Below are 18,369 nucleotides of genomic sequence, written 5' to 3'. Positions count from 1 at the left end.
CCTCTGAAAATTGATCAGGGGGTATAACTGATAATAACTGATTTCTCTTTTAACCCCGTTAACAAGCTGATTATCTGACATGGATATTAAGAAAAAATATACAAATGGTGAAGTCACCGTTCTTTGGGAACCTCAAAAATGTATTCACTCTGCCATCTGCTTTAAAGGATTACCTACTGTTTTTGACCCCAGAAAACGTCCCTGGGTTACCATTGAAGGTGATTCTACAGAGAAAATCATTCAGCAAATAAAGGCCTGTCCATCAGGCGCGCTGGCCTATAAGATGAATGATGAAAATAATCCGGAGAGCATGACTTCCATAAATACGGTAGTTGAGGTTCTGCCGAATGGCCCCTTGCTGGTTTATGGAAACCTGAAAGTAAAAGACAAAGAAGGAAATGAAACATTAAAAAGCCAGACTACTGCTTTTTGTCGCTGCGGGCATTCAGAAAATAAGCCTTATTGTGATGGCACTCATGTCAGCATTGCTTTTGAAGGTTAGCAAAGGAAAAGGGTCATCTGAGTTGGAACTCAAATGACCCTTTTTACAACAACACTAAAATTTAGCATTGGATTTTAGAAATCATAACCAAGCGTCAGGTAACTGATCGGTGATTTTATGTCTTTGTTTTCCATTCCCCAGCCAACATCAAATTTAACAAAGTATCCCAGCATAGTTGTTCTCGCTCCTACCCCGTAACCAACCAAAAACGGATTTCTGAAATCCGTAACAGTTGCCTGGAACGGGTTAGTTCCTCCACCATAAACAATAGTGTTAAATCCGTTTTTTCTTGAGAACGGGCTCGCTCCTGTCCAGGCTGTTCCTACATCTGTAAAAGCAGACAATTGAAGGTTTTTGAAGAAATTCGAATAAATCGGATTTTTAGTCAGATACCTCACAATCGGGATTCTCAATTCAACATTGAACAATAAATTACTTACACCGGAGAGTTTATTCACATTAAATCCTCTCAGACTTGTCGCAAAATCTGACAGGAAAATATCTTTACTGGCGATTCCTGTTCCAAGTGGATTGTTGGTATTTCTTGATTCTCTTTCAATAAATAACCAGTTATCCATCCCTCCCATAATAAACTGTTTCGGAGAATCTCCGAAAGAATGTCCTCCGGAAAGACGGCCTGCAAGAATCATGTACTGACCAACTTTCAAATAATGACGGATATCAGCCGTAAATCTTTCAAATCCATCTTTCGCACTGGCCAATCCGGTAAAATGTTCATATTTCACTTTAAATCTTGTTCCTTCCAAAGCATTAACTCCCGAAGAAATCGTGTTATCGTAAACAAACTCGGCATTGGCACCCAGATAATCAGAGAAAATCTCCGGTGTAGAAACAGAATATAAATTAATAGCTCTGTTACTTGTATAAGAAGGTGAAATGGTCAGTCTGGCATTTGCATTAAAAGGATAAGAAGCAGAGGCACTCAATCTGTTAAATCTGACTTTCTGGCTCAGCGTTTCTGTTTCCTGTGATAACACCTTCCTGTCAAAACGTACGGTAAAATCAACTCTTTTCGGTAAATAAGAATACTCAGCCCATAAATCAGAGTTTTTCAGATTTGGTGTAATGAATATCCCACCTTTCAACTGATGATTTTCCAGTAAGTCATTCATAGTTACCGCAAAAGAATAACCTAAACCTCTTACGGGATCTACCACAAAATTTCCGTCTGTACCGTTTACAACAAAAGGATTGGTATAATCAGTGGGCCCTTTTATTTTGATGTTATCTTTTCTTGTTTGTCTGGCTATATTATTTCTTTCATTACGGCTTTTCTTAACATCCGTTTTCTTATCCGCAGGTTTTGTAACAGTAAGGTTATCAAACTGATAATTATCTGTATCTACCTCTCCGGGAGCCAGGACTATAGTGGGTTCAGCAGGTTTCGGAACTTCAGCAGGAACATTGGTAAGCGGAGTTGCATTATTGGTTTTTGCCTCCTGCTTTTCCGTCATAGGCACTCCTGTTATTCTGGAAATTCTGGGTGTAATAGAATAATTTCCGGTGGCGTTAAAATCTGCCTGATTCTGATAAGCAATATAATCGGTTTGATTTTCGGCTGTACGAAAAACAAGGTTTTTCGCAACATTTATATCAAAATCGATAATATTATTCCGGTAAGCAGTCATTTGAGTAGCAAGAGAATCTCCGGAAACAAGGCGGTAAATATTTCTTACCCCTTTCTCATCATTGAGAAAATAAACAGTGCTTCCATCTGTTACAACAGGACGGGTAATCATACCGTTCGACTCCACCAGTCTTCTTACTGATTCCGATTTCGGCTTGCCATCGTGCACAAAAAGGCTGAATTTAGAACCTATACTTTTAAAAGAGCCCTTATCCACATCCAGGCTGTCTTTCAGGCGGTTTGACGTAAAAATCACTTTCCCTGCATTTCCGACAAACTGAGGATAAAGATCATCATAAAGGTCGTTGGTCAGTTGAACCGTGTTCTTTCTTGAAATATTATATAAGAATAAATCATTCTGACCTTTCTTCTCAGCACTTAATACAATATTGGTTCCGTCATCTGAAATATCGAAATCACTGACCTGATCAAAATCGAGGTATCTGTAGATTGATAACTTTCCGGCTGGTTTTTTATCAGAAAAATCGGTAAAAACATCCAGTTCGGTAGAACCTCCGTTTTCAAAAATAACAGCCAGAGAATTACCTCTTGTCCAGGAAAGTAATGGCGTATTATAATTGATAGACTGATTCAGTGTTTTATACCCGATATTAAATAAAGTATGGGTCTTTTTAGTCTTAAAATTATATACTTCAACTGCCGAGCGGCCGAGGTTATTGGTTGAAAAAGCAACCATACTGCCATCAGGACTGATTTTGAATTTATTCAGTTTTTCGGTATCTCCTACTTTTACCTGTTTAACCTTCAGATCAATTTTGGGAGCCTGAAAAGAAGAATTAACATTGTCGGCCATTGAAGAGTAATATTCATGCCACTCCCGCAAAAAACGGCTGTAAGGCATACCAAGTGTACTGGCGATACTGGTCTGCTCATTTCTGATAATCCGGGTAAGATTAAGGATATTTGAGATATTATCCCTTCCGTTTTTCTCAGCAATGTAATTCCAGATCGACTGGCCGATAAGTGCCGCCTCTTTTCCGGTAGCAAGATTTGGTTTACGAAGTTTTTTATTCAGTAATGCATCTCTCATAAAATCATCCATCTCCACACTCCATCCCTCAGCGATATAGGCAGTAACACCATTCATGAACCATTCCGGAACAGAAAGAAGCAAGGAATTTTGCAAAGCATCCTTCAGACTTCCACCATAAAGCATATCATATACAAACACATGGGAAATCTCTCTTACCAATTCTTTTTTATAAGCAACCTGATTTCCTGAAAAGGCAATTTCTATTCTTGATTTAGAAAGGTTTTCATCTGAAACCTCCTTATCACTTGACAAAGTAATCCCGATGTTACTTTGATTAATATCCTGAACCGAGCTGTAGACGAAGATTTTTGTTCTGCTAAAAGGAGAATATCCCAGCATTTCTGTGATTCTGTCAAATTCTGATTCTGCAAACTGTGCCGTAACGGTGGCCATTGGCAGGGCATCATCATAAAAATACACCTCAAAATTCTGAGTGGTCAACACTTTCCAATGAAAATGACGATACTGAATCCGGTTTTTCCCGAATGGCGTCTGGGTTGGGAAATAATTCTGTGCCTTAGCAAAGAAGCCCGACAAAAGAAATAGAATAAGTAAAGACTTTTTCATCGTTTATAGAACAGTTTAGAGTTTCCTGTTTCTAAGGATTATTTGAATGACATTTTTACAAAAACTAGCTTCAACTGCCATTCTAACGGGAAACTACGCTAAATATAACGAAGCAAAACGATTTATATTGACTTCCGAAGCAAGTTCTTTTTCTTCAGTCAGAAATTCCGTAAAATGTTTCGCAAAGTAGGGTGCGAGGGATACTCCTTTTGATCCCAAACCATTGAAAATACCCAATTGTTTAAACGCCGGATGAAGTCCGATCAGCGGTCTTCTATCCTTTGTTGCCGGTCGCACGCCAGCCTTTTGTGCAATGAATTTAAAGGGCGGTTTCAGCAATTTACCATATTTGAGGGTAAGCTCTTCTCTGGCCTGTATGGTGGAAATCCAGTCTAATTCATGCCAGCTATACGTTGCCCCGACTTTATACCTTCCATCCGGTAAGGGAACAACAAATGCTCCCTGATTAATAATTTCCTGTAAATGAACACCTTCTATTTCAACTTCCAGCACTTCCCCTTTCACCGGATTGAATGGAAGCCAGTTGAAAAAAGGGTTATCTTTCCCATGAAATCCTTCACAAAAAATTAGTTTATCGGCCTTCAACCCCTTATAAATCACAAGATTATCTTCTGTAAGCTGAATAGATTCAATCTCAAATGCCTGATTGACAAGCATGTCCTTTGAAGAGAAATAAGCCTTAAAGACATCCAGAAAGGTATTTAAATCAACCCAGCCTGAATGTGAAGTAGTTACACCTCCCAACTCATTGTTTACAATTCCCTGATACTTTGAATTTTCAAACTCAATGGTAGCAAACGCTTCAAATTCTCTGATAATTTCCTCATTCTGAAAAAACCGCCGGACCTCTTCATTCGGAAATGGTCTGTAAATCGGAATTTCATGAAAAAACTTTTGACCGAATCTGTTTTCAAGCTTTGCATAGTACTTCTCCAGAAAAGGAAAAATATCATCTGCCAGCCAGGTTTTAACCAGTTTTCTTCCTGTGACCGGATTAAAAATTCCGGCGGCTACTCTTGACGAAGAAGGAAGTTCCGCATTATTAAAAATACGAACCGTCTGACCTGCTTCCTGTAAAGCATTGGCCAGAACCGTTCCGGCAAGTCCCTGACCTACTATTATAAAATCAACGTATTCCAAAGATTCCTGTATATTCCCCAATATTAAATAATGGCCCTATTTACCGGCCAGTTTCTTATCATGTAAATTAATCACAAAGTCAACCTGCTCTTCCAGCGTCATAAAAGAAGTATCCATCAAAATCGCATCTTCTGCCTGACGAAGCGGTCCTTCTTCCCTTGTTGAGTCCATAACATCTCTTTTCTTAAGATTATCAAGAATTTCATCCAGATCAATCAGCTCCCCTTTTTCCAGCAGCTCTTTTTGTCTTCTCTCCGCTCTGATCACAGAATCAGCTGTCATAAAAACCTTTACTTCGGCTTCAGGGAAAACCTTGGTCCCAATATCCCTTCCATCCATCACAATACCTTTGTGTTTACCCATTTTCTGTTGCTGGGCAACCATTGCTTTTCTGACTGTAGTAATAGCACTCACTTCACTGACCAAATCAGAAATATACATTTTCCTGATTTCATCCTCCACATTAAGTCCATTCAGATAAGTATCACTTTTGCCTTTTAATTCATTGAAATGGAAAGTAATCTGAATCTTCTTTAATGCTTCATCCACTTCATGCGGGTTTGTCAAAGCAATATGATGTTCATGAAAATACAAACTTACAGCCCGGTACATTGCTCCGGTATCGATAAAAGCATATCCTAATTGCGAGGCAACACGTTTAGCTGTGGTACTCTTTCCACAGGAAGAATGTCCGTCGAGGGCAATAATAATTTTTTGCATAAAATATAATATCAGTAGTGTGGGGATCCTTGTATTTTTATAAAAGGTAAACGTCTGATTTTTCACAAAACATACCCTCCTCTTCATTTTTAATGAACAATTTCTCTTTTCAGGAATTTATTAAATGAAGATAGATGATTCTCTACGGAAAATATGATTTCTTAAATGAACCCCTTAGGTTTTTGTGCAAAGATAAGTAACTTGGTCAGATGTTTGGATTCAGAAACAAGAAATAGCATGAAAGAATCCCAAACGGTTTCTATGATTATCTAAATATCAAATTAAAGCTAAACATGAGAATAATTGGCAATATCATCAACATTTTTAACAGAAATATTCAATTCGGAGAAGTTTTTATCGAAAATGGTCTGGTTCATAAAATAGAAATATCTTCTGAAAATCCGGATCCTTCCTTTCCTTATTTGCTCCCGGGTTTTGTTGATGCCCATGTTCATATAGAAAGCTCTATGCTTACCCCGATTCAGTTTGCAAGACTGGCCGTAGTACACGGAACAGTGGCAACAGTTTCGGATCCTCATGAAATTGGTAATGTTTTAGGGGTAAAAGGGGTGGAATACATGCTTGAAAATGCAGAAAAGACTTCATTTAAGTTTTGCTTTGGCGCTCCTTCCTGTGTCCCTGCTACTGTTTTTGAAACCGCCGGGGCTGTTATCAGTCCGGAAGATGTAGAATATCTTTTTAAAAATTACCCGAAAACAGGCTATCTGGCAGAGGTAATGAATTTCCCGGGGGTATTAATGGGTGATCCGGATATGCTTTCTAAAATTGCAATAGCTCAAAAATACTCAAAACCTGTAGATGGTCATGCACCGGGTCTCAGAGGTGAAGAGGCCAGACGATATATTGAAGCAGGCTGTCAGACAGACCACGAATGTTTTACAGCAGAAGAAGCCCTTGATAAATTGAAATATGGCATGAAAATCCTGATCCGTGAAGGATCTGCTGCCAAAAACTTTGAAGCTCTGATTAATCTCCTCCCCGGGCATTTTGAACAAATGATGTTTTGTTCCGACGACAAGCATCCTGATAATCTGGTAGAAGGCCATATCAATCAATTAGTAAAAAGAGCTCTGGCAAAAGGATTTGATTTGTTTCAGGTTTTACAAATGGCCTGCGTCAACCCGGTACAGCATTACAAACTTCCGGTAGGTTTATTAAGACCAGACGATCCGGCTGATTTTATACTGATTGACAATCCGGAAAATTTCAATATTTTAAAGACTTTCCTGAACGGAGAACTCGTTTCTGAAAACGGCATTTCAAAAATCCCCGATCTTCCCAGTGAAATTGTGAACAACTTCAACTGTAATTTGAAAAGTCCTGAGGACTTTATCTGTAAAACTGAGGGAGTAAATGCCGATGCCAATATTAAAGTAATTGAAGTTTTAGATGGCCAGCTGATCACCTTAGCTTCCGAATGGCCGGCATTAGTCAGGAACGGAGCTCTTGTTTCTGATACCGAAAATGATTTACTGAAAATTGCGGTGGTAAATCGTTATGCCGATTCCCCGCCTGCCATTGCATTTATTAAGAATTTTGGCCTGAAAACAGGAGCTATCGCTTCATCAGTTGCTCATGATTCCCATAATATTATAGCAGTAGGTATTGACGACGCTTCGATATCTAAGGCCGTCAATGCAATTATCGAAGTAAAAGGCGGTGTTTCCGCCGTAAATGACCAAGCGTTAAAAGTACTTCCTCTGCCAATCGCAGGGCTGATGTCCGGAGAAGATGGTTATGAAGTTGCCGGAAATTACGCAGCGATTGACCATTTCTCAAAAAGGGAACTAGGCTGCACCTTAAACTCACCTTTTATGAGTCTTTCTTTCATGGCATTACTCGTTATTCCCAATTTAAAACTCTCTGATCTCGGACTTTTTGACGGGCAAAAATTTCAATTTACAAAGCTTCTCGTATAGTAATGTACCGGGTTCTGTGATCGCTCTTCACAGAACCCGAAAACACTGAACCTAGAAAATCTTCACTAACAACGACTATTCGTATTTCTTCATAAAATTTCATATATTTTTTCAAAGATTACACTGTACTTTTCAAAGATTCACAATACCCCGAAATAATTTTTTCTTTTGCAGGAAAAAAATATTCTTCGTAAAAAATGAATTGATGAAGAAGCCCCTCTTTTCACAGATTATTCACTAAAAATGAGATTTTCCATAAAAAACAATGTTATCCTATAAAAAGAACAATATACGACTCCATTATTTTTTCTATAATTATTAGCAGCTTCTTTTTTGATTTTATCAAAAAAAAGGGTGTTTTTTTAACAAAAAGAAAATTTTCAAGCCTTTTTCTTATCCAGATATAGTACAAAAATATCTTGTTTTATTATCATACAATATTGAATTTATTGAATTTTTATCCTTTTCTTCAATATTTAGGAAAACAAACTATTATTTGCCATAATCAAACATTTGCGATATATTATTCCGACATAACGTATACAACTAAATCAAAAGATTGTATTAACCCAAATAATATTTTATTTTTGCGAAGATTTCTATTCATCCAATACTTAAAACCAAAGTTTTAAAATGAGAAAAATTTTATTCAACTTTCTGCTGTTAATTACCCTGGTTGGGCAAGCAATGGCACAAGACAGGCAGGTCACCGGTAAGGTAGTATCTGCTGATGACAGTTCTCCTTTACCAGGTGTAAGCATATCTTTAAAAGGTACTTCCAAAGGTACCAACTCTGATGCATCGGGTAATTTCAAAATCAGCGTTCCAAGTGGATCAACACTGGTTTTTTCATTTGTCGGATTCAAAAAGCAATCTGTTTTGGTTGGTTCCCAAACATCCATCAGCATTAAATTAGAGGCTGATGTAGCATCATTAGATGAAGTTGTAGTGACAGCTCTCGGTCTTACCCGTGAAAAAAAATCTTTGGGCTATGCGACTCAGGAAATTAAAGGAGATGCCGTAAATACAGCCAAAGAAAGCAACTTCCTGAATTCCCTTTCAGGTAAAGTTTCCGGGGTAGAAATCAGACGTAATAATAACCTTGGAGCTTCTACCAACATTGTTGTCCGCGGGTTCAAATCGCTTTCCGGAAATAACCAGGCGCTCTTCGTTGTTGATGGCGTTCCTATTGATAATACCAACACCAACTCCCTTGATACACAAAATGGACGTGGTGGTTATGACTTCGGAAATGCTGCTGCGGATATTAATCCGGATGACATTGAGACAATCAACGTACTTAAAGGTGCTGCTGCAACCGCACTTTATGGTTCAAGAGCCGCAAATGGCGTAGTAATGGTTACTACCAAAAAAGGAAGAAAAAATAAAGGAATCGGGGTTACAGTAAGTGCCGGCTATACCGTCGGATCAATCGACAGAAGCACTTTTCCTAAATATCAAAACCAGTATGGAGGAGGTTATGGTAATTATTATGAATCGCCTGATAAGAAATTCCTTTATCGTGATATTAACGGTGATGGTGTTAATGATCTGGTAGTTCCAACCAGTGAGGATGCTTCTTACGGGGCTGCTTTTGATCCGAGTAAAATGGTATATGACTGGACTGCCTTTGATCCGACTTCACCAAACTACGGTAAAGCCCGTCCCTGGGTTGCTGCTAAAAATGACTATTCTGCTTTCTTTAATGATTCTAAAACATTCAATGGAAGTGTGGCATTAGATGGCGGAAATGAAAATGGTAACTATAGAGTTTCATATACCCGTTTCGATCAGACCGGTATTTTACCTAACTCAAGCCTTCAGAAAAACAGTTTCTCTTTTGGAGGTTCTTATGACTTCAGCAAGAAACTCACTGCCACAACTAATATCAATTTTGTTCGTCAGGATGGTAAAGGACGTTATACAAACGGTTATAACGATAACATTATGTCAAGCGCCCGCCAATGGAACCAAAGAAATGTTGACATTCTTGAATTGAGAGATGCTTATGACAGAACCGGCAAAAATATTACCTGGAACTGGGCCGATCCGACTGATCTGAAACCAATTTACTGGGACAACCCTTATTTCCAGCGTTATAACAACTACGAAACAGACTGGAGAAACCGTCTTTTCGGAAATGCCGCTTTAAATTATAAATTCTCCGATTTTTTTGATGTTTTAGGCAGGGTTTCGATGGACTCATACACAGAGTTGCAGGAAGAACGTGTAGCGGTCGGATCAATCAACAATAACGGCACAGCACGCTATGGCCGTTTTGACCATACTTTCAGCGAAATCAACTATGACCTGATTGCTAATTTCCATAAAGACATTAATGAGAATTTCAACCTGAAAGGTTTAGTCGGAGCTAACGTAAGAAGAACCAAGGATGACAGAATACGGGCCAGTACTCAGGGAGGTCTGATTGTTCCGGGTCTTTATTCACTGGGCAACTCAGCCTCGGCAATCAGTGCTCCGGTTGAAGATTTCTATGAATTATACCAGGACGGTATTTTTGCAAGTGCTTCTTTAGGATATAAAGATATGTTATTCCTGGACGCTACAGCCAGAAGAGACCGTTCTTCAACATTACCGGCTTCTAATAATGCATATTTCTATCCATCGGTATCAGGTAGTTTTATTTTCTCAAATGCTATGGCCAATAACAGTTGGCTGAGCTTTGGTAAAATAAGAGTTAACTATGCTGAAGTAGGTAACACTGCTCCTCCTCTCAGTATCGTAAATACGTACATTAAACCAACTAACCTGAATTCGGATAACAGAGATTCATTCAACGGACAACCATTATTTCAGGTAAATGCTACATTAAACAATCCGAATCTTAAACCAGAACGTACAAAAAGTACCGAAGTTGGTTTGGAAATGAAATTCCTGAAAAACAGACTTGGTTTTGACCTGGCTTTGTATAAAACTTTATCCGTTGACCAGATTCTGCCTGTTTCAGTATCCAAGGCTACTGGTTATGACCGTAAATATGTTAACGCCGGTACAATTGAGAACAAAGGTATTGAACTTGCCCTGAACGGTACCCCAATCCAGACTAAAAATGTAACCTGGAAAACTACGGTCAATTTCACGATGAACAGAAACAAGGTTCTCGAACTATATGACGGTGTCGATAACTTACAGATCGGATCATTCCAGCAAGGTGTAACGCTTAATGCCACTGTAGGCCAGCCTTACGGAGTATTAAAGGGAACAGACTTTGTTTTCAATGATAAAGGACAGAAAGTAATCGCATTGGATGCTGAAGGTAATAATACAGGGTATTATGCGAGAACAGGAGCTGATAACAATATCGGGAATATCAATCCTGATTGGAAAATGGGTATTTCCAATGCGGTTTCTTACAAAGATTTCTCATTCAGCTTCCTGATTGATATTCAAAAAGGAGGAAATGTATTCTCACTCGATCAGGCCTACGGTCTTGCAACAGGTTTATATCCTGAAACTGTATTCCTGAATGACAAAGGAAATCCTGTCAGAAGCTCTATTGCTTCAGGTGGCGGATATATTGTACCCGGCGTATTGCCGGACGGATCAGCTAATACGAAACGCGTAAGTGCTGAGAACTATGGTTTGTTCGGTTATGTGAGAAACCCGAATAGTGCATTTATCTATGATGCCAGTTATGTTAAATTAAGAGAAGTTGCTATTTCGTACAAATTACCTGTCAGCTTATTCGGAGGAGAATCCGGTGTAGTGAAAAACGCTACATTATCGATTGTAGGTCGTAACCTCTGGATCATCCACAAAAACCTTCCTTATGCCGATCCGGAAGATGGTTTAAGTTCCGGTAACATTCAGGGTTTCCAGTCGGGGGTCTATCCTGCCGTAAGAGAAATAGGAGCAAGTCTTAAATTTTCATTCTAAAAGTAATTTATCATGAAACGAATATATTCATACATATTAGTCTTATTATTAGCCTCCGCATGTACGAGTAACATCGAGGAGCTTAATATAGATATCAAACATCCAAGTGCCGGAACTGTTCCTTCTGCTACAGTTTTTGCCACTTCCGAAGCCAATTTATTTGAGCAGATTGTAAATACCAATGTTAACAGAAACGTATTCAGACTATTTGCCCAGCAATGGACAGAAACTACGTATCTGGACGAAAGCAATTACGATATTGTTTCGAGAGCGATTGCTGATGCACATTGGTTACAAATGTACGTTCGCGTATTGAATAACCTGAAGGAGGCTAAATCCCTGGTTTCTGCTGAAGTTCCTTTAAGTGATGCCGATAAAATTGCACAAAAGAACAAACTGGCTGCCATTGAACTCCTTTCCATTTACAGCTATCAGGTGTTGGTTGACAGCTTTGGTAACGTTCCTTATGCTGAATCACTTGCTCCTTCAAATGTAAATCCTAAATATGATGATGCTAAAGCCATTTATACCGATCTTGCCAAAAGATTGGACGCAGCACTTGCTTCAATCAATACTTCAGGAGGATCGTTTGGTTCGGGAGATCTGGTCTATGGCGGAGATATGGCCAAATGGAAGAAATTCGGAAATTTCCTTAAACTTAAAATGGGCCTGACTTTAGCCGATTCTGATGCGTCAACTGCCAAAACGATGATTGAAGCAGCTTTTACCAATGGACTGCCTGCTTCAAACGGAGATAATACCACTTTAAAATACGGGGGTGATGTGCCCAATACCAATCCGATATGGTTAGACCTGGTACAAAGCGGAAGACATGACTTTGTTCCTGCCAATACGATTGTTGATATTATGAATGCTGTGGAGGACCCAAGAAGAGCTGTTTATTTTACTAAACTAAATGATGCTTATATTGGCGGCCCATATGCCGGAGGTGGGAACTACACGAACTTTTCACAGATTGGTGATAAATTCAATGATCCGACGCTGGAAGGTGTTTTGATGGATTATGCGGAAGTTGAATTCTCTCTGGCCGAATCTGCTGCCCGCGGATTCAATGTGGGAGGAACAGCGGAAGCACATTATAATAAAGCAATTTCTGCTTCAATTGCTTACTGGGGTGGATCTGATGATGATGCTAAAACATATCTGGCTAATCCGAAAGTAGCCTATACCACAGCAACAGGTTCTTTCAAACAGAAAATCGGTACGCAGAAATGGCTTGCACTTTATAACAGAGGTTTTGAAGCCTGGACCGAGTGGAGACGTCTGGATTATCCGGTTTTCAACCCTCCGGCCGGTAAGACTTATGCCGATATTCCTGTAAGATTTACCTACCCGATTAAGGAACAAACTTTGAACGGTGCAAATTATAAAGCTGCCTCAGCAGCAATTGGTAACGATAAGCTTTCTACCAAATTATTCTGGGATAAATTCTGATTTGCCATTGGCATTATTACAAGAAATGCAACCCGCTTGGGTTGCATTTCTTACTTACCGGAATTAAAATTTTCTTTTTTTTAAATTTTTTTATAACTATTACGCCCCTGAGTTCCATACGTATAGCTATAGCGATTAGGTGTTTTTTGTTATACAGATATTTTTTTTCTCTGCTTTTTCAGGAATCTTTCTGTGAAAATCAGCTTCCATATCATCCCCTTTTTCCAATCTCAACCTCAAAATTCCTCTCTCTCAAGATTAAATTTTCTTAAGAATTCAGCTTTTTTTATTAAAAAAATAAAAAAAGCCCCAAAAAGATTTTAATAAATTTTTAACAATTATTAACAATATTTTTTTTGATTTTATCAAAAAAAGACAGCTTTCATTGACAAAAATCAAATCTGTAAACGAGATACTGAACTAAAAATAATGCCATTTCAAAGAACAATTTTATTATCAGAAGATAATTTGGTTGCATTTTTCAGATATTTTTAAATACTTGCAACTATTGGATTATTATTCGTTAAAACCCTACGCCAGCAATAGATTATTTGGTAATATTTACTTAGTCGAAACATAAAATTGTTTTAACCCAAATAAAATTTTATTTTTGCGCAGGATTTCCATTTCATTCAATCCTTAAAACCAAATTAAAAAATGAGAAAATTTTTATTCAATTTACTGCTATTGATGGCTCTTGTTGGGCAAGCAATAGCACAAGACAGGCAGGTTACAGGTAAGGTAGTCTCCTCAGATGATAGTTCACCTCTACCAGGAGTAAGCGTAACATTGAAGGGTACAACCAAAGGTACCAACACCGATGCTCAGGGTCATTACAAAATCTCCGTTCCAAGTGGTGGAACATTAGTCTTCTCCTTTGTTGGTTTCAAAAAACAATCAATCGCAGTTGGCTCCCAAAATTCAGTTGATGTTAAATTAGAAGCAGATGTTGCTGCACTCGAAGAAGTTGTTGTTACTGCCCTCAACCAAAGCCGTGACAAAAGATCTTTAGGTTCTTCTTCACAAAGTGTTAGTACTGAAAAGCTGAATGCTACCCGTAACACAAACGTTGCCGATGCCCTGGCTGGTAAGGTTTCAGGGGTTCAGGTATTCGGACAATCAGGGGCCAAATTCGGAACACCTACTATACGTATCCGTGGTATCAACTCATTAACAGGGGCTGATCCATTGTATGTAGTTGACGGTACTCCTACTGATATCAACTATGTTAACATGGATGATGTAGAGAGCATTAACGTTTTGAAAGGACCAAGTGCTACAGCACTTTACGGTAACCGTGCTTCCGGTGGTGTAATTGTTATCACTACTAAAAAAGGTACCAAACAGGATGGTGTCGGTATTGAAGTAAACCACAGTACTACTTTTGATCAGGTAAGTTTATTACCAACTTATCAAAACGAATATGGAGGAGGTTACTCTCAGGATTATGGTATCTTCAAATTTAATCCGGCTGTTCACCCTGCTTCATGGGCAGCTTTCAATGGTCAGAAAATTCTTGACTATTCTGCAGATGAAAGCTGGGGACCAAAAATGGACGGAACACTTTACAGACCCTGGTATTCATGGATTCCAAGTGATCCTGATTTCGGAAAACAAGTTCCATTATCACCAAACCCTAACAACGTAAGAGACTTCTTTAACACTGGTGTAACGATAAACAATAACATTGCTTTCTCAAAAAGAGGAGACAATTACAGCTTCCGCGTATCTTACACTAATATTACAGCTGACGGTATCATTCCTAACAGTAATCAGAAAAGAGATTATCTTTCGGTAAAAGTTAAAAATGACCTGTCTAAAAAGTTCTCCATGAACCTGAACCTGAACTACGCAAATGAAAGAACTTTAAACCGTCCTGCGGATGGATATAGTGGTTCTAACCAGACAGTAGGTTCATTTAACCAATGGTTCCAACGTCAATTGGATATGACTCAGTTGAAAAACTATCGTAATCCGGACGGAACTTATCGCAGCTGGAACATCACAGGTCCTGAAAATACTACTCCGCTTTACTGGGATAACCCTTATACTCAGGTTTATGAGAACAACAGTACAGTACGCAATGACAAAATCTTCGGAGACTTAGGTTTAACTTACAAATTGACAGATTTCCTTTCTGCTTCTGTTGTGGCACGTAAAGATATCAACAACTACAATTTCGACAGTAAAATTGCCTCAGGCACAAAACGTCTTGCTAACTATACCATCGGTTCTGTATTTGCTGTGGAAGATAACTACGAAGGTTTGTTGTCATTCAACAAAAAATTCGGAGACATTACTGTTAATGCAAATGGTGGTGGTAACATCAGACAAAACAGCCTGAACTTCATTTCTGAATCAACAGCAGGTGGTTTGGCTACTCCTGACCTGTACAATATCGGTAACTCAATCGGTCGTCCTACAACTGTTAACTTCATGTCGAAAAGAGAAGTACGCAGTGTTTACGGTTCTGCAAGTATCGATTACAAAGACATGATCTATCTGGAAGCTACCGCTCGTAACGACTGGTCTTCAACACTTCCTAAAGCAAACAATTCATATTTCTACCCATCAGCTTCATTGAGCTTTATCTTCACTGAATTGATGGATAACAGAAGAGTTCTTTCTTTCGGTAAAATCCGTGGTTCGGTTGCACAGGTTGGTTCTGATATCGGACCTTACCAGATCAACCCGACGTTCCTTGCTATTAACCCTGCTGAAACAGGAACAGGTACGACAATTGCCGGAAACCCGACTCAGTATAACCCTGCCCGTTTACCAAACACTAACCTGAAACCAGGTCTTTCTACTTCGTATGAAGGAGGTTTTGACTTGAAGTTCTTCCAAAACAGATTAGGCCTTGAAGTTTCGGTTTATACCACCGACAACGTTAACCAGATCGTTCCTTTATCAGTTCCATCATCAAGCGGTTATACAAGTGCTTTGATTAATGCCGGTAACATCCGTTCAAGCGGGGTTGAATTACACCTTAATGCAATGGCTGTTAAATCAAGAGATTTCTCATGGGAAATTGACGTAAACGTTGACAAAAACCGCTCTAAAGTTATTGAACTGGCAGATAACCTTAAAGCTTATCGTTTGGACAACATCGGAGCTACTTACGGTAACCAGGGTGCTCAGTCAAGTCCGTTTGCAGGTGTACCTATCTTTGGTGGTAGTGGATTGACCTTAGTAGCCCGTGAAGGTTCTGACTGGGGTGTTATTGTCGGTAAGAAAATCAGAACTTATCAGGCATTGGATGCAGCTGGTAATAAAATCGACAGCCCTAGCAACGGAAAACGTATGGTTGGTCCTGACGGATTCTATCTGTACGATGCCGGTCAGGATATTGCTTCTGTTCTTCCTGATTTCAAAGGTGGTGTGTTTAACACATTCAAATACAAAGCCTTTACTTTGAAAGTAATGTTTGATTTCGTAGTTGGTGGTAAATTCTACTCTACTACCCGTATGTTCAACGCAGGTTCTGGTCTTAGTGAGCAAACTGCCGGACTTAACGACCGTGGTAAACCAAAACGTGATGATCCTTCAACTGGTGGTGGTGTAAGATTGGATGATGCTGTTAAAGCTGACGGTTCTCCGAATGATATCTATGTTGATGCGCAGACTTTATATGAAACTAAGCTTTTCGACCTGAACGAATACTGGACATACGACAAGACTTATGTTAAAATGCGTGAAATCAATTTAGGCTACAGCCTTCCGGGTCTTTTATTGAGAAAGACTCCTTTTAAAACTGCAAGTATTGCGTTCCTTGTTCGTAACCCGTTCCTTATTTACAGCAAAGTGGGTGGTGGTGTTGACCCTTCAGAAACTTCAAGCATGTGGGGTGAAGGTGGTCAGCTGCCTCCGGTACGTTCTTATGGTGTTAACTTGAAATTCTCATTCTAACAACCGTAATCAAAACGCAGTTATTTTCACTTAAAGACTTTTATTAAAATGAAAAATATACAGAACAGAAAACTTTGGCTTGTACTTGCAGCCCTCATTTGGGTAGCTTCAGCCTGCAAAGTCGATGATTTCGGTGATATGAACGTTGACCCGAACAACGCATCCAAACCCAATATTACAAGTATGTTAACGGGAGCCATGAGAACTGTCAGACTAGGTGTTTCTGACGGATCTGCTACCCAGATTCTTTATGCACAGCACTGGTCTGAGATTACTTATACGACTATCTCAACTTACTCAGGTTTACCTTTTGATTATGCGATCTTTTACACAACGATGAATAACTTACAGTATATCATCAATTATAATACAGATCCGGCAACAAAAGGACTTGCTACTGCCGGTGGTTCAAATGCTAACCAGATTGCTTTGGCCCGTATTCTTAAAGCATATTATTTCAGTGTTGTTACTGACCGTTGGGGCGATATTCCTTACTCAGAAGCATTGAAAGGGAATAATAACTTCCGTCCTAAATTCGACAAACAACAGGATATTTATAACGACCTGTTCAAAGAATTGAAAGAAGCTCAGGCACAGTTCGATTCAGGAAATCCGGTAAAAGGAGATTTCTTATTCGCTGGAAATAATGCAAAATGGAAGAAATTTGCTAACTCATTGCGTCTGGTTTTGGCTTTGCGTCTTTCTAAAGTAGATCCTGCTAAAGGAAAAACAGAATTTAATGCAGCATTGGCTGATGGTGTTTTTACTTCAAATGATGATAACCTTGTTTACAAATATCAGCAGGATTCACAAAACGAAAACCCATGGTACACCAGTTTTGTTACAAGCGGACGTTTGGATTTTGCAGTAAGTGCTACAATGGTTAACTATATGAAACCATTGAATGACCCTCGTTTAGGTGCTTATGCCGATAAAACTGTTAACTCTCTTGATTATGTTGGTATGCCTTACGGATTGAAAAACCCGGGAATTAAACCTGCGGATGTTTCTCTTCCTACAGCAAAAATCATCAAAAAACAAGATGCTCCTGCTTATGTATTGAGCTATCCTCAGATTTTATTCTCAAAAGCCGAAGCAGCTAAATTGGGCTGGATCAGCGACGATGCCAAATCTTCATATGAGGCTGCTATTAAAGCTTCAATGGATCAGTGGGGCGTTTATACTGATGCTGCTTTTGCTGCTTTCATTGCACAGAATGATGTTAAATATAATGACGCGAATGCGCTTGAGTTGATCGGTAAGCAAAAATGGGTTGCTCTTTACATGCAAGGACATGAAGCCTGGGCTGAATGGAGACGTACAGGTTATCCTGCATTACTTCCTGGTCCTGGTGCTGCTAACCCAAGCAAGCAAATTCCAAGAAGACTTGGTTATCCTGTTTCAGAACGTGATTTGAACAGTGCTAACTACAAGGCTGTTCAGGCTGTACAAGGTGAAGACAGCTTCGACACCCGTGTTTGGTGGGATAAAAAATAAGATCTTCTGATCAAACAAA

At 39.1% G+C, this 18,369-nt stretch carries 9 protein-coding genes; 6 read left to right on the top strand and 3 right to left on the bottom strand.

Annotated elements, in window-relative coordinates; genetic code table 11:
- The first annotated feature begins 79 nt into the window (after nucleotides 1-79).
- On the top strand, nucleotides 80-502 hold the full coding sequence (locus BM179_RS04185) for a (4Fe-4S)-binding protein (protein ID WP_092012673.1): 423 nt from the start codon (nucleotides 80-82) through the stop codon (nucleotides 500-502).
- A 74-nt stretch (nucleotides 503-576) separates the two neighbouring features.
- Here BM179_RS04185 and BM179_RS04180 read toward each other — a convergent pair whose 3' ends face one another.
- The 3 genes from BM179_RS04180 to cmk all read right to left on the bottom strand — a co-directional run bounded on the left by BM179_RS04180 (nucleotide 577) and on the right by cmk (nucleotide 5,652).
- Nucleotides 577-3,771 (bottom strand): hypothetical protein, encoded by a 3,195-nt coding sequence (locus BM179_RS04180; RefSeq protein ID WP_092012670.1) that lies wholly within the window; start codon nucleotides 3,769-3,771, stop codon nucleotides 577-579.
- Nucleotides 3,772-3,864: 93 nt separating this feature from the next.
- Nucleotides 3,865-4,953: an NAD(P)/FAD-dependent oxidoreductase gene (locus BM179_RS04175; protein WP_177219297.1), complete on the bottom strand. Its 1,089-nt coding sequence runs from the start codon at nucleotides 4,951-4,953 to the stop codon at nucleotides 3,865-3,867.
- A 15-nt stretch (nucleotides 4,954-4,968) separates the two neighbouring features.
- Nucleotides 4,969-5,652 carry a (d)CMP kinase gene (cmk, locus tag BM179_RS04170; protein WP_092012664.1) on the bottom strand — a complete coding sequence of 228 codons (684 nt, stop codon included), beginning with the start codon at nucleotides 5,650-5,652 and terminating at the stop codon, nucleotides 4,969-4,971.
- 293 nt (nucleotides 5,653-5,945) lie between these two features.
- Between cmk and ade the strand changes: the two genes are divergently transcribed.
- From ade to BM179_RS04145, 5 genes are all read left to right on the top strand, one after another.
- Nucleotides 5,946-7,592, top strand: a complete 1,647-nt coding sequence (ade, locus tag BM179_RS04165) for an adenine deaminase (RefSeq protein ID WP_092012661.1) — start codon at nucleotides 5,946-5,948, stop codon at nucleotides 7,590-7,592.
- A 633-nt stretch (nucleotides 7,593-8,225) separates the two neighbouring features.
- Nucleotides 8,226-11,489, top strand: coding sequence for a SusC/RagA family TonB-linked outer membrane protein (locus tag BM179_RS04160; RefSeq protein ID WP_092012658.1), 3,264 nt, complete (start codon nucleotides 8,226-8,228; stop codon nucleotides 11,487-11,489).
- Between the two features lie 12 nt (nucleotides 11,490-11,501).
- Nucleotides 11,502-12,944, top strand: coding sequence for a SusD/RagB family nutrient-binding outer membrane lipoprotein (locus BM179_RS04155; protein WP_092012656.1), 1,443 nt, complete (start codon nucleotides 11,502-11,504; stop codon nucleotides 12,942-12,944).
- Nucleotides 12,945-13,601: 657 nt separating this feature from the next.
- Nucleotides 13,602-16,853, top strand: coding sequence for a SusC/RagA family TonB-linked outer membrane protein (locus BM179_RS04150; protein WP_092012653.1), 3,252 nt, complete (start codon nucleotides 13,602-13,604; stop codon nucleotides 16,851-16,853).
- Nucleotides 16,854-16,901: 48 nt separating this feature from the next.
- Nucleotides 16,902-18,350 (top strand): SusD/RagB family nutrient-binding outer membrane lipoprotein, encoded by a 1,449-nt coding sequence (locus BM179_RS04145; protein WP_092012650.1) that lies wholly within the window; start codon nucleotides 16,902-16,904, stop codon nucleotides 18,348-18,350.
- Nucleotides 18,351-18,369 lie beyond the last annotated feature (19 nt).

This window comes from Pseudarcicella hirudinis, from assembly GCF_900115665.1.
Taxonomy (GTDB): Bacteria; Bacteroidota; Bacteroidia; order Cytophagales; family Spirosomataceae; genus Pseudarcicella; species Pseudarcicella hirudinis.
The sequence above is the reverse complement of the archived record's forward strand: the minus strand, read 5'-3'. Positions and strand labels throughout refer to the sequence as shown.

Coding starts and splice junctions, on each gene's coding strand:
- BM179_RS04150 (WP_092012653.1), top strand. CDS start 13,602: ATGAGAAAATTTTTATTCAATTTACTGCTATTGATGGCTCTTGTTGGG.
- BM179_RS04160 (WP_092012658.1), top strand. CDS start 8,226: ATGAGAAAAATTTTATTCAACTTTCTGCTGTTAATTACCCTGGTTGGG.
- cmk (WP_092012664.1), bottom strand. CDS start 5,652: ATGCAAAAAATTATTATTGCCCTCGACGGACATTCTTCCTGTGGAAAG.
- BM179_RS04180 (WP_092012670.1), bottom strand. CDS start 3,771: ATGAAAAAGTCTTTACTTATTCTATTTCTTTTGTCGGGCTTCTTTGCT.
- BM179_RS04185 (WP_092012673.1), top strand. CDS start 80: ATGGATATTAAGAAAAAATATACAAATGGTGAAGTCACCGTTCTTTGG.
- BM179_RS04145 (WP_092012650.1), top strand. CDS start 16,902: ATGAAAAATATACAGAACAGAAAACTTTGGCTTGTACTTGCAGCCCTC.
- ade (WP_092012661.1), top strand. CDS start 5,946: ATGAGAATAATTGGCAATATCATCAACATTTTTAACAGAAATATTCAA.
- BM179_RS04155 (WP_092012656.1), top strand. CDS start 11,502: ATGAAACGAATATATTCATACATATTAGTCTTATTATTAGCCTCCGCA.